Origin of the sequence: Pseudoalteromonas sp. M8, assembly GCF_018141365.1 — a bacterium.
In the GTDB taxonomy this organism is placed as follows: domain Bacteria; phylum Pseudomonadota; class Gammaproteobacteria; order Enterobacterales; family Alteromonadaceae; genus Pseudoalteromonas.
Genome location: NZ_CP047239.1, coordinates 171,007 through 184,515 on the forward strand (window position 1 = coordinate 171,007; position 13,509 = coordinate 184,515).

7 protein-coding genes and 1 pseudogene are annotated in these 13,509 nt (G+C 43.5%); 2 read left to right on the forward strand and 6 right to left on the reverse strand.

The genetic code is table 11. The annotated features are described in order from the left end of the window. Positions 1 to 6: 6 nt before the first annotated feature. The 5 genes and pseudogenes from GSF13_RS00680 to GSF13_RS00700 form a co-directional block, all read right to left on the reverse strand. A complete protein-coding gene (locus GSF13_RS00680) occupies positions 7 to 2,490 on the reverse strand; it encodes a glycogen/starch/alpha-glucan phosphorylase (protein WP_010605395.1) in 2,484 nt (827 codons plus the stop codon). Further along, positions 2,483 to 4,533 (reverse strand): annotated as a pseudogene (glgX, locus tag GSF13_RS00685) (glycogen debranching protein GlgX). Before glgX ends, GSF13_RS00680 begins: the two are co-directional and overlap by 8 nt. Then, a complete protein-coding gene (gene glgB, locus GSF13_RS00690) occupies positions 4,527 to 6,767 on the reverse strand; it encodes a 1,4-alpha-glucan branching protein GlgB (protein ID WP_211865619.1) in 2,241 nt (746 codons plus the stop codon). Before glgB ends, glgX begins: the two are co-directional and overlap by 7 nt. Beyond that, on the reverse strand, positions 6,768 to 8,747 hold the full coding sequence (malQ, locus tag GSF13_RS00695) for a 4-alpha-glucanotransferase (RefSeq protein ID WP_211865621.1): 1,980 nt from the start codon (positions 8,745 to 8,747) through the stop codon (positions 6,768 to 6,770). Positions 8,748 to 8,755: 8 nt separating this feature from the next. After that, positions 8,756 to 9,055 carry an isoamylase early set domain-containing protein gene (locus GSF13_RS00700; protein ID WP_211865623.1) on the reverse strand — a complete coding sequence of 100 codons (300 nt, stop codon included), beginning with the start codon at positions 9,053 to 9,055 and terminating at the stop codon, positions 8,756 to 8,758. 567 nt (positions 9,056 to 9,622) lie between these two features. Here GSF13_RS00700 and GSF13_RS00705 point away from each other — a divergent pair. Beyond that, positions 9,623 to 11,524 (forward strand): EAL domain-containing protein, encoded by a 1,902-nt coding sequence (locus tag GSF13_RS00705; RefSeq protein ID WP_206471994.1) that lies wholly within the window; start codon positions 9,623 to 9,625, stop codon positions 11,522 to 11,524. Between the two features lie 139 nt (positions 11,525 to 11,663). Here the strand turns inward: GSF13_RS00705 and GSF13_RS00710 are convergent, their stop codons facing one another. Continuing rightward, on the reverse strand, positions 11,664 to 12,092 hold the full coding sequence (locus GSF13_RS00710; RefSeq protein WP_010372995.1) for an Lrp/AsnC family transcriptional regulator: 429 nt from the start codon (positions 12,090 to 12,092) through the stop codon (positions 11,664 to 11,666). A gap of 184 nt (positions 12,093 to 12,276) precedes the next feature. On the opposite strand from GSF13_RS00710, the gene GSF13_RS00715 reads away from it, so the two are divergent. After that, the gene (locus tag GSF13_RS00715; RefSeq protein ID WP_174169237.1) at positions 12,277 to 13,482 is read left to right on the forward strand and encodes an aspartate aminotransferase family protein; all 1,206 of its coding nucleotides are present in this window, start codon (positions 12,277 to 12,279) and stop codon (positions 13,480 to 13,482) included. Positions 13,483 to 13,509 lie beyond the last annotated feature (27 nt).

Below are 13,509 nucleotides of genomic sequence, written 5' to 3' on the forward strand. Positions count from 1 at the left end.
CGGTGACTACTGCATTGGGCTCAAGCGCCAAATATCATCGCTGTAATCTTGAATTGTTCTATCGCTAGAAAATTTTCCACTTGCTGCGGTATTGAGAATACTCATGCGCAGCCAATGTTCCTTGTCTTTATATGCTTGAGCCGCATGCTCCTGGCTCTCAACATAGGAAGGAAAATCTTGTGCCACTAACCAAGGATCGGTACTACTCTTAATTGAGTTGATTACGTCATCAAAGATATTAGGCTCAAATAGGTTAAAGTGACCACTTTCGAGCAAAGCCATAACACGTTTAAGGTCATTGTTGCTTTCTATTATCTTAAGGGGCTGATAATTTTGGCGCACTTGCTGTGCTTGTTCAGCAGTTACACCAAATAAGTAAAAGTTGTCTGCACCAACGCATTCTCGTATTTCAATATTTGCACCATCTAAAGTACCTATGGTGATCGCGCCATTCATCATAAACTTCATGTTGCCTGTGCCAGACGCTTCTTTTCCAGCGGTTGAAATTTGCTCTGATAAGTCTGTTGCAGGACAAATCACTTCCATTTTTGAGACATTGTAATTGGGCATGAAAGCCACTCGAAGATAGGGCCTCGCCGCGGGGTCATTGTTGATAACATTGGCAACATTATTTATTAATTTAATGATCTTCTTCGCCATGTAATAACCGGGTGCAGCCTTACCTCCAAACAGTACGCAACGAGGAACAAGCTCTGCCACATCGCCACGACAGATCCGATCGTAAAGATGGATAACGTGCAATACGTTAAGCAACTGACGCTTGTATTCATGAATACGTTTGACCTGAACATCAAACATCATAGTTGGGTCAAACTCTACCTGACATTCATGAGCAATTAGCTCAGCAAGACGTTGTTTGTTGTTTTGTTTGACTGTTAACCATTGCTTTTGGAAGGCGTGGTTATCGTAAAAACGACGTAGTTCACTAATTTTAGAAAAATCAGCTTGCCACCCGTCGCCAATTTTATCGCTAATCAATCGTGCCAGTTCTGGATTACAATGCGATAACCAGCGCCTTGGCGTCACACCGTTGGTTTTATTATTAAACTTCTCTGGGCACAGTTGATAGAAATCGTTAAACAAGCCAGCTTTTAATAACTCGGTATGAAGTGCAGCAACACCATTGACAGAATAACTACCTACAATCGCAAGATACGCCATGCGAATTTGAGGATGGCTAGACTCCTCAATGAGTGACAGCGCGCGCTGCTTTTCGATATCACCGGGCCATTTAAGTGCAACTTCCGACAAAAAGCGGGCATTGATCTCATAGATAATTTCTAGCAACCTTGGTAACAAGCGCTCAAATAAACTCACAGACCAGCGCTCTAATGCTTCAGGCAATAAAGTATGATTGGTATATGCCATGGTTGATGTCGTTATCTTCCACGCGGCATCCCATTCCAGCTCGTAATCGTCTAATAAAATACGCATTAGCTCAGCTACGGCAATACTGGGATGGGTATCATTGAGTTGGAATACGTGATAATCCGCAAAATCACTGAAATCATCGCCATATTGCTCAACCCAAGTTGCAATCACGTCTTGCAAGCTCGCGCTGGATAAAAAGTACTGCTGCCTTAATCTCAGTTCTTTGCCATTTTCACTGGCATCATTGGGATACAGGACCATCGTTATCTGCTCAGCGAGATTCTTCTTCGCCACTGCTTCTGAATAACTACCGGCATTAAATTCGTTGAGGTCAAACTCATCGGTCGCCTCTGATTTCCATAGCCTTAATGTATTTACCACCTCATTACGATATCCAGGAACAGGAACGTCGTAAGGCACGGCGAGAATATCTTGCGTATCAAGCCATTCATGATGCTGCCTACCATTTTTGTCGGTATGTACTTCAACATGACCAAAAAACTTAACTCTGCGGGCTTGTTCTGGTGCGGCAAGCTCCCATGGATGGCCTTCACGGAGCCAGTTATCAGGCTGCTCTACTTGGTGACCCTGTTCACAGGTTTGGTTAAACATCCCAAATTCGTAACGTAAACCGTAACCAACAACAGGAAGGGCTAATGAAGCACAACTATCCAAAAAACAAGCTGCAAGGCGGCCTAAACCACCATTACCAAGACCTGCATCATGTTCAGCCTGCGCGACCTCTTCAAGCTCAGTACAGTATTCTTGTAATGCCGCTTGAACTTGTTCTTCTAAGTCTAGATTTAACACCGCATTAGACAGTGCTCTACCCATTAAAAATTCCAGCGAGAGATAAGCTGCTTTACGCGTCTTTTTACTCTTTATGTGCTCTTTGGTTGCTCGGCAACGGGCGACTAATCGGTCACGAATGGTCAAGGCTAATGCATGGTACAAATACAGTCGCGACTCTCCTACTTTGTCTCGACCTAAGGTATAGTAAAAGTGACGAGTCAAATCATCACTCAAGGTGTTTTCATCTATCTTTGGTGCATCTTGCCAATGTTTTACCACGCATACTGGCGCACTTTTATTAGCCATGCTTTTCATCCCCTTTGATTGATGTAAATATCCATGCTGACTTAGCTGGAACCTGTAAATAAGAATCTAACTCTGGTCTTTGCGGCTCAACCGCGGTGGTGATTGCTTGCTGCCAATGAGATGAAAATGCACTAAATGGCAGCTTTATTTGCAATGCACTTTCACTGGCGTTCAATATTATCAATAAGCTTTGCCCTAACTGCTGATCAGTAATGGTGTAACTCAACCATTTGCGGCTCGGCTCTCGCCATTGTTCAGGCGATAACGGCTTTGCTTGTTCATTAAACCAATTCACCGCAAAACGACTGTCACTGTCATGGACATAAAATGAGTGAGAAAACGCGGCAAATTGCTTACGAAGCGCAAGTAAATCTTGGATAAAAAAAGTTAAAGTATGGTGTTGCTGGTGGTTTTTCCATGCCAGCCAGCTAGTGCAGTTGTCTTGGCAGTAAGCATTATTGTTGCCACTTTGCGTATGTGCCATTTCGGTTCCCGCACAAATCATCGGGATCCCTTTGGATAAAAACAAAGTGAGTAATGCATTTTTCTGCATACTGAGACGCAATTCATTGATTTGAGGATCGGCACTGAATCCTTCTACCCCACAATTAAATGAAAAGTTTTCACTGTGGCCGTCTCTATTTGCCTCACCGTTTGCTTCATTGTGTTTATGCTCGTAAGCCGTCCAATCAAACAATGAGAAGCCGTCATGACTGGTAAGAAAATTTATGGAGTTCAAAGGACCCCGTAAGTTATGTTCAAACAGATCACTGGAACCATGAATACGCATCGCAAGCTCTGGCAATACTCCCTCATCACCACGCCAGAAGCGCCTAACTGTATCTCGATATTTATCATTCCACTCACGCCACGGAGAAGGAAATTGTCCAAGTTGATACCCACCAGGACCAATATCCCAAGGCTCGGCAATCAGTTTTACTTTGCTAAGCACTGGGTCTTGATGGATCGCTTGCAAAAATGCATGTTGATTTGAAAATCCCGAGGCTTGACGAGCAAGGATCGTCGCCAAATCAAAGCGAAAACCGTCCACCCCATGTATTCCACCCAATAGCGCAAGCTGTCCAAGACAAGTCTTAATACCACAGGGTTCGAGATATTCATTGTGTTTCCACAGCCGGTGTCATTAATGTAGACATTGGGCTTACTCGGCAAGGTGCTGTAATAAGTCAGGTTATCAAACCCTTTAAAGCTAATTGTCGGGCCATCCAAGCCACCTTCCGCAGTATGGTTAAACACCACATCCAAAATAACCTCAATACCGGCTTGATGGAGCCGCTCTACCATTACCTTAAATTCATTGATGTCGTCGTTAACGAGATAACTTTTGTGTGGTGTAAAAAAGTTGAGGCTGTTATATCCCCAATAATTTTTTAGCCCTTTGGTCGTAAGAAATTGCTCGTTGATAAACGCATGCACAGGTAGCAGCTCAATCGCAGTAACACCAATATGCTTGAGGTGATCGATAAAGGTTTGTTCAGCAATCCCTAAATATTTTCCTTGGTGTTTACTTGGAATATCTGGGTGCCTAACAGTTGCGCCTTTAACATGACATTCATAGATCACCGTTTTACTCCACGGAGTCTTGGGTCGCTTCCCTTGATACTTCTCAATCGCCGTCACTTTACTCTTTGGCATATCACAGGCGTTATCAGATGGGTTTAAATGGCCTACTGGCAAATGGCAAAAATGCCGTTCACTCCAAGTAAACTCACCAAAAAAGTCGCGGCAATATGGGTCTAAGAGTAACTTATTGGCATTGAAAAGCAGCCCTTTTTCCGCACTATACTCCCCGTCTACCCGATAGCCATATAAGTCTCCGACTTGTGCTCCCTCGATAAACAATGACCAATTTCCGCCCTCATGCCGAAACATACCTATCCGATTCACTTCGCTATGGCCACTTTTGTCGAACAGACACAGGGTTACGCGTTTCGCTTTCGGTGCATAAACACAAAAGTTAACGCCTTTATCACTGGCCGTTGCACCCAATAATTGATGATCGCCGCGATAACTGGTTAGCATGTGCCACCAGAGATCAGCTGCAAATACACGGTTGCCAAAGGCGGAACGGTTATATCGATACTTTGCTCAAGGCCATGGCTTGCTATGTTTTTCGATTCAATGAGTTGTTGTTTATGTGCAACGACTCCAACGCCGCTCCCCCAAAACGTTTTGTCATCCGTGTTTAAGATAACTTGATACACACCCGCTGACGGCACGCCTAAGCGGAATTGAAAATGGGTTTGTGGCGTAAAGTTTGCTATCACCACCAGCGGTGTAACACCATCTCGTCCGTAGCGTACAAAACTAAATATGCTTTGCTCAGCGTTCCCCCCATCAATCCAATTAAATCCTGTTGATTTGTTATCACACTCGAATAGTTGCGGCGTTGATTTATAGGTCGTATTGAGCGCTTTGACACACTTATACACGCCTTGATGTGCTTCACTTTCAAGCAACTTCCAGTTGAGTTGTTGGTTATGATCCCACTCCTCTCGGGGGGCAAGTTCAGCGCCCATGAACAGCAACTTTTTACCTGGGTGGGCAAACATAAAGCCATAGTAGGCACGTAAATTAGCGAATTGCTGCCAATCGTCTCCTGGCATTTTGCTCAGTAGCGCACCTTTGCCATGTACCACTTCATCGTGACTTAATGGCAAGATGTAATTTTCAGAATAGGCATACACCATCGAAAAAGTCATTTCATGGTGATGGTACTTGCGATGAATTGGGTCTTTGGACATATAGTTTAGCGTGTCATTCATCCACCCCATATTCCACTTATAACCAAAACCCAAACCATCGTGTTCAACACTGCAGGTAACACCGGGCCAAGCTGTGGATTCTTCAGCGACCATCATAATACCTTCGTCAACGCCATAACATTTGGTATTAACTGATTTGAGGCATTCTATTGCACCTAGGTTTTCACGGCCGCCATATTGATTTGGCACCCATTCCCCATGTTTACGGCTGTAATCCAAATAAAGCATCGATGCCACAGCATCCACTCTTAAGCCATCGATGGCGTATTCTTTTATCCAATACATCGCATTCGACAGCAAAAAGCTTTTTACTTCAGCGCGGTCGTAGTTAAAAATATAGGTGTTCCAATCTGGGTGAAATCCTTGCCGCTTATCAGCATGTTCAAATAAATGCGTACCATCAAATTTATGTAAACCATGGGGATCTGATGGGAAATGTCCCGGTACCCAGTCGATAAGTAATCCGAGCTCTTCACGATGACAGCACTCAACAAAGTAAGCAAAATCCTCCACGCCACCAAAGCGACTGGTTGGCGAGAATAACCCCACCGGTTGGTAACCCCAAGAGCCATCAAAAGGATATTCACTGATAGGCATCAGTTGCAAATGGGTAAATCCCAGAGCCTTTACATAGGGGATAAGGTCGTCCGCTAACTCTCGATACGTAAGATAGCGATTACCTTCTTCCTCTCGGCGTTTCCAAGAGCCCAAATGCACCTCATAAATACTAATGGGTGCATTGATTTTATTACGCAGCGCCTTTTTATCATGATCTGCTTGGCTCAATGTGAAAGCGGCTGGTCGAGCCTGAGTTATACTCGCCGTGCCCGGTGCTTGTTCCATTTTAAATGCAAAGGGGTCGGCCTTTTCTATGCGCTCACCCTCAAATGTAGTAATTGCAAATTTATAGCAGCAGTCTACCTCCAGTGCCGGAATAAAAAGCTCCCATACACCACTGGCTGGGTGTAATCGCATTGGATGCTGCACGGCCTGCCAATGGTTAAACTCACCTATCACAGAAACAGACAACGCATTTGGCGCCCAAACACCAAATCGAAACCCAATTACACCCTCTATTTCTACTTGATGTGCTCCTAAATGCACATAAGCTTGGGCTTGTGTTCCTTCATTGAATAAGTACAAGGCATCATCAGCCAAGCAACTTTCAAAACTATATACATCCCTCGCAGTGACGGTTTGCTCTGGGTAGTGCACTTCAAGCAGGTAATCTTTGCTGATGTCATCCGCTTTAAAATCTAATGTGAATAGCGCACTTTTGCGAAACCGTTCAAGCGCATAGCTGCTATCGCTGGTAAGCACCTTAACTTCTGTCGCACCTGGAATAAAACAGCGCACGACTGAGCGCTTCGCATCTAGCTGGTGTAACCCTAAGAAGGCAAATGGGTCGCGACACTTACCGGCTTCCAAAGCAGCTAGTTGACTGATGTAGTCATCTACTTGGGCGTCTTCTATTTTTGCTCTTGTATTCATCTATTCTTTCCTGCTGGTTACCGCATCTCGGATCAGCGGCCGAGAACTTGCAATAATTTCCGCTGATGTCTGATTAAGTCGCCTTCTCCAGTTTGGATACTCTTGGTCAGTACCAGGAATATTCACTGGTAACTTCTGTTCGTCGAGGTCATCAAACTGAATTGTCAGCATTTTTGCAGGCGACTTGGCGAGCACATTGATAAGCGACTGATACACATCACGGGCTTCGCTCGCAAGGCTGACACTTACCTCACCATAGCGACTAAGCCAATGACAAAGCTTCTCTCGCTCGGATGTTCGCTCTTCATCCGCTTTTGTTAGTTGGGGTTCGCTCAATAACTGATATTCGCGTTTCAACCTAAGGTCATCATGGCTCCACCAGCCAAAAAATGGCGGGACGTCATGGTTAGCAACCATGAGTAACGCATTGTGCTTATAGTGCGTAGGTGCTAAAAACTGACCGTGATAATCCTTCTCGAAGTAAAAAAGAATATTGCTGTATATATGAGACTCAGACATTGCTTCTTTGATTTCGATTGGAACAACCCCTAAGTCTTCACCAATGATCATTACTTGATGTTTGACAGACTCAATTTTGAGGATCGCTAAAAGGTACTCAAATGGATAATATACATAGCAACCTGTTTGCTGCTGATCTTGATAAAAGCACCACCACAACCTTCTTAGGCCCATCACATGGTCAATTCTTAATGCCCCAACACCGGTGATGTTCGCTTGGATCAGCTGTTTAAAAAATGCAAAGCGCTGCGCTTTTAACTTAACGGGGTTTAACGCTGGTAACCCCCAGTTTTGACCGAGCTCTGCCCAAGGGTCTGGAGGCGCGCCCACGCGAGCATGTTCGGCATACAAATTTTTATTGCTGTTGTATTCACTTGAGCCGTCAGCACAACCAACGGCTAAATCATTGATTAAACCTACAGCCATACCAGCATTCAGTGCCGAAGACTGGCATTGCGTTAATTGTTCAAACGCAAGCCATTGTAAAAATTTAGCGAAGTCATCGTCCTCAAATGCCTTAAGCTCTTGCTGCTTAGCCTGGCAAAATCGAGTAAAGTCTGCACACCACGTTCCAGTTTGTTCACACAATAACTGCCACGCAAAACGTAACGCGTTAAGCTTAGTTTCCATACAGTGAGTCATATCAAGATATGTCGCGTTCAAGTTACTCTTTGAGACGTTTAAATAGCTGGCGAATACACTCACATCTAAGCCAAATTGTTCACACAAAAGCTCTATAGAAATGTAAAAAGGGTGCAGTAGGCGGCGGTCATTTGGGCTGTACGGGCTCGCTTTTTCTGGTTCATCAACAAACAGCAAATGCAGTGGGTTTAACAAAATGTAGTCAACCCCTTCAGCTGCGCTAGCCTCAACTAATTGCTTTAGCTCATAAAAATCCGCACTTAGCTTGTTGCCAGCAGGCTTTAACGAATATAGCTGAATAGACAATCCAAGGAGCTTCTTATGTTGTTCAATCGGGTCATAACACTGTCTAGGCGTCACCCAAAGTTCTGTCTCGAACCGCGCACCATTTAACATTACCTCAGCGCTATGATAACCGACTTCAATCGCGTTTATTGGCACTTCAAGTTGAACATAGCGTGTATCTTGATAGCGGTAATCCCCAATCACTACTTGCTTGTTTGGATCGCAAACACAGCAATAACCCAATGCGGGGATCGACACAGTTAATTCGTTAATTTGCAGGCCGGCATCCACTCTTATCGTAATAGTTGGCATCTCTTTGCAAACCAAAGAAATGGCTTCAACTGGCGTTAACCACTTAGCAATATCCAGCTCAAAATTGAGTGTATTTATTTCATCTAGATTGCTGACATCAACACCGCACTCCTGCAATGCCTGTAGACGAGTTTGGTGATCAAATACCACATGATCACCCGTGTATTTATGGTACTCATAACCAATACCATAGAGATAAAGAAGCTGAGCAATGTTGTCCATTTATAATGTTACGCTCTCGCTGTGGACACAACACTGTTGTCTTCTCCAAAGCCGTTGGGCACATAACCATCTGCTTGATGATCATTGTCCCAGACTTCACCATCAATCAAATATCTGAAGTGGTAATCTTTGTCGGTTGGTAAACGGTGTTTGAGCTTAAACGCACTGTCTTTTTTGATGAATTTCATCGGCTCAGGTTGCCAATCATTAAAATCACCAGCAAGTTCCACCGTTTTCGCTTCTGGGTGTGAAAATGAAAATGTAATTTCTGCTTCGTCTTTTGTTTTGAAAAACCGTTTAGTGAGCATATAACCCCCATTTACCTTTTGTGAGTCCTTATTTCACAGTGACGTACGCTAATACTGCAAACGACTGGTAACTGTGTACGATTTATGTCGAGCATATTGAGATTTAAGCGAAATTAAATTTTAATTAGCTGGCAACTCACCGTTCGCTTTAAAAATCAACAGCCCTAAGTACAGCAAACAAATATTGAGTTTGTATGACAGTACAAATTTGGTGCAATTTTGCACCGCTTTGGCGCAATCTAAATCAGATAAGCAGTGATTTCAGTTTGCTATGAGTTCCTTGCAATCACTGAGCCAATCACATTAAGAGTCAACAAGAAAGCTAGTTAAGAATGGTTATCATGTAAAGTGAATTTAACTAATAATTGATCCCGCTCATATAAAGCAGTCTGCAAAGTGAAATTTTTAGTACTTTTGCACGATGAAGTTTGCAACTGAATGCTAAAGTGTGTAAAAAACTAGGTTAGCAACTATAATTTCAGATTACATTTTTTGCGATGAAGATCGCATCTGCGTACTATTACTCCGTAATATGCAAGAGTCTGAATTACTAAGGAAAGCCTATTCATGCCAAACGCGATAAGACTAACAAGTACCCTACTTCTGGGCACAATATTTGTTGTCATATTGCTGCATCTGTCTTTTAAGGCCCACGTGCTTGAGCTGATCGCTACAACCCCGATAAATGAGCACCTTACAGTATCAATGATATCACCTTGGTATTCCCCACTTCTGCACGGTTTGAGCTTTGCAGCAAGCGGAAACCACACTTATGTTGCAGTAGAATCAACTCTCGGAATACCCAAATATCTGGATGTAAGTACAGTTTGGTATGCCGTATTTACTTCTCCAATCACTCTCATTTCAATTGCAACTTTACTCGCGATTGTTGCGTATCTTTTTAAATCAGAGCGCCGCTACCGTAATCAAGATGAAGATATAAGCGAGGTGAATAAGGACGTTGGAGGAATATTGATGCGTTTAGAGGTTGATAGTGCGCCACTGCACCATAAGTCCTCTCTTGCCAAACTCAGCCATGCGATCCACGACTTGTCTAGCCATCTTGCACGCGTAAAACGCCATTCAGAGTCTCAAATTTTTCAAGACAAGCTCACAAAGCTTATAGATAGACATGCATATATTGACCATATTGAGGCAAAGTTAAAGCAAGCTGAGTTGGCGCAACAAAAATGTGGCCTGCTATTTATTGATTTGGACGGCTTTAAGCAGGTCAACGATTCCTTTGGCCACAGTTTTGGCGACGAAATTCTGATCCAAGTTGCTGCTCGGCTCTCAAAAGTGGTTCGCCAATATGGTTTAGAAGATTGCCACCCTATTCATGGCCTTGAACAAAACCTCTCAAGACTCGGCGGCGATGAATTTTCGCTATTTATTCCCAAATTAAGCAATCCAAGTTTGTGCACAGAAATCGCGCAGTCCATTCTTAGTGATATAGAGCGTGATTTCTTGCTTGGCAATAAGCTTGTCAAAATTGGAGCAAGTATCGGCATCGCGGTATACCCAGATAGTGCAGCAACACCAAACTCATTACTGCAGATGGCTGATGTTGCCATGTATAGAGCAAAAACGGATGGTCGTGGAATTTTTAAAGTTTATTCCCCCGAAATGGGGTCGAAAATGCGACGTTATCACTACCTCTTAGAAGAGTTACGACTCGCTATCTCTGCGCAAAGCTTTTATCTGTCATTCCAACCGATAGTGCATGTTGAAGATTGTGCTATCGACTATTTTGAGGCGCTTATTCGTTGGAACCACCCAATAGAAGGACAAATTCCACCAGCCGAATTTATTCCAATTGCAGAAGAGTCAAATTTAATTTTAGAGCTTGGTGATTGGATCCTACTTGAGTCGTGTAGGCAAATGTGTGCATGGCATAATGCAGGGATGAAAAAGGTAAAAATCTCGGTCAATGTTTCTGGAATACAATTAAAGCACAGAAAAGTCTTTGAATGGGTAAATGCTGCCCTAGAAAAAACCGGTTTACCAGCTACTGCTTTGATGTTGGAAATCACAGAGTCCACTCTTATCAAGGCCAGCAATGAAACGATTTCACAATTACAACAATGCCGAGATGCAGGAATAAGTGTCGCGATTGATGACTTTGGAACAGGCTTTAGCTCGCTAAGCACCCTCGCCGATTTACCGATAGATGTGATAAAAATCGATAAACTGTTTATCACTCAAGCCAATAGCAACCCTAAGTATCGTAAGATCCTCAATTCCATCAGCGAACTTGGACAGCAGTTAGAATTAAAGATTGTTGCCGAGGGCGTTGAACAAACCGAACAATTTGAGCTAGTTAAAAACTTAGGGATCAGCTGCGTACAGGGGTATTTAGTTAGCCGACCTGAAAGCTCAAATAATGTGGGTAGCAAAGTGTTAAATGGCAATGTGAATCACATCGCAGCCACCGGCACCAGCATTTGGTTACCAGAGCAAGTTGGGTAGCTGCTGTTAATAGTTAAGCGAAAAAAGTTAGCTACATACAGCACCTTGCACGCTAAGAAACCTATTATGCTAAAAGTGGGGTGCTTGGCAAATCGTGATGAACGCCCACAGTATTTAATCTGAACCAAGGCAAGGTTATTTATCGCTTAAATTTGGTTTCTAGGATAACCGATGAATTGGTACGCTCAATCCCCTCTAAATTACCAATTTCATCTAGCAGATGGCTCAACTGCTCCAAACTCTGTGCTTCAACAATGGCAATCAAGTCATATTCCCCACTAATGGCATAAAGCGCAGAAACATTTGGCAACTGCTGCAATGCTAAATTCGCCTTTGTAGTGAGTTTTTGTTTTACCTTAATAGAAACGTGTGCAGATACTAAATCGTCCATATACTGCTCCGCGAACTCTACGCGATATCCTTTAATTACGCCATTTTGCTCTAATTTTGCGATACGATTTTGTACTGTGGTTCTGGAAAGGTCTAACTTACGTGCCAACTCAGAGATGCTCTCTCGTGCATTATTACGCAACAGTGCAATGAGCTTTTCGTCTTGTGAACTAATCATTTTGCAATTTAATCATGTTAATTTGACATAAATGATAGCAAATATGTGAATTATTGCACTGCAAATTATTACAAAAGCGCGTAATAATGAAGAAATAGCAAGTTGACTGCGAGCAGAACAACAAGTAATCAGCTTCTGCTCGACAGTAATACCGCACAATGATAACAATTTAGGAGAAAGCGTCATGCAAGCAAATCGCGAATTATTCGATGAAGTCATGGTTCCAAACTACAACCCGTCAGCCGTTATTCCAGTTAAAGGCCAAGGCTCTCGCGTATGGGATCAGACAGGTAGAGAGTTCATCGATTTTGCAGGCGGTATCGCCGTAAACTGTCTAGGCCATTGTCATCCAGCACTAGTCTCTGCACTTAAAGAGCAAGGCGAAAAGATTTGGCACTTATCAAATGTGATGACCAACGAGCCGGCGCTTCGCCTTGCCAAAAAGTTAACTGATGCAACATTCGCAGAAAAAGTCTATTTCGCAAACTCAGGCGCCGAAGCAAACGAGGCGGCACTTAAACTTGCGCGTCGTTGGGCACTGGATAAATTTGGTGCAGAAAAAACGCAAATTATCGCATTCAACAAAGGCTTTCATGGTCGTACTTTCTTCACGGTAACGGTTGGTGGTCAAGCAGCCTATTCAGATGGCTTTGGTCCAAAACCTGCTGATATCACTCATATCGACTATAACGATTTAGCTGCGTTTGAAAAAACAATCTCAGACAATACTTGCGCAGTCATGATGGAACCGCTTCAAGGTGAAGGCGGGATCATTTCTCCAAATGCTGAGTTTGTCCAAGCTGTGCGCGAACTATGTGATAAGCACAACGCGCTACTTATTTTTGATGAAGTACAAACGGGTGTTGGCCGAACTGGTGATCTATATGCTTATCAAGGACTGGGGGTAACACCTGATATCCTAACTAGCGCAAAAGCACTAGGTGGCGGTTTCCCGATTGGCGCGATGCTTACTACCACTGAAATTGCAGCTCACCTTAAAGTAGGCACCCATGGCTCAACTTATGGTGGTAATCCACTGGCCTGCGCAGTAGCGGAAGCTGCATTTGACACCGTAAATACAGAATCGGTGTTAGCTGGCGTAAAAGCCAAAGAACAACTATTCAGAGATGGCCTAAATGCTATTAACGACAAATACAATGTATTTTCTGAAGTGCGCGGTAAAGGTCTTCTTCTTGGTGCAGTGCTCAATGATAAATTTGAAGGCCGTGCACGCGACTTCCTAGTAGCAAGTGCAGAGCACGGTTTAATGTCATTAGTTGCTGGTACTAACGTAGTTCGTTTTACGCCTTCCCTTGTGATTACTGATGAAGAGATCCAAGAAGGTCTAGCACGCTTTGAACAAGCGGTTGCTGCAGTAGTAAACGGCTAAGGAGCTGGGGACCTCGGTCTCCTCTTT

Excerpts from the sequence above, each read along its gene's own strand:
- glgB (WP_211865619.1), bottom strand. The coding sequence starts at position 6,767 with ATGAATACAAGAGCAAAAATAGAAGACGCCCAAGTAGATGACTACATC.
- GSF13_RS00710 (WP_010372995.1), bottom strand. The coding sequence starts at position 12,092 with ATGATTAGTTCACAAGACGAAAAGCTCATTGCACTGTTGCGTAATAAT.
- GSF13_RS00705 (WP_206471994.1), top strand. The coding sequence starts at position 9,623 with ATGCCAAACGCGATAAGACTAACAAGTACCCTACTTCTGGGCACAATA.
- GSF13_RS00715 (WP_174169237.1), top strand. The coding sequence starts at position 12,277 with ATGCAAGCAAATCGCGAATTATTCGATGAAGTCATGGTTCCAAACTAC.
- malQ (WP_211865621.1), bottom strand. The coding sequence starts at position 8,747 with ATGGACAACATTGCTCAGCTTCTTTATCTCTATGGTATTGGTTATGAG.
- GSF13_RS00680 (WP_010605395.1), bottom strand. The coding sequence starts at position 2,490 with ATGGCTAATAAAAGTGCGCCAGTATGCGTGGTAAAACATTGGCAAGAT.
- GSF13_RS00700 (WP_211865623.1), bottom strand. The coding sequence starts at position 9,055 with ATGCTCACTAAACGGTTTTTCAAAACAAAAGACGAAGCAGAAATTACA.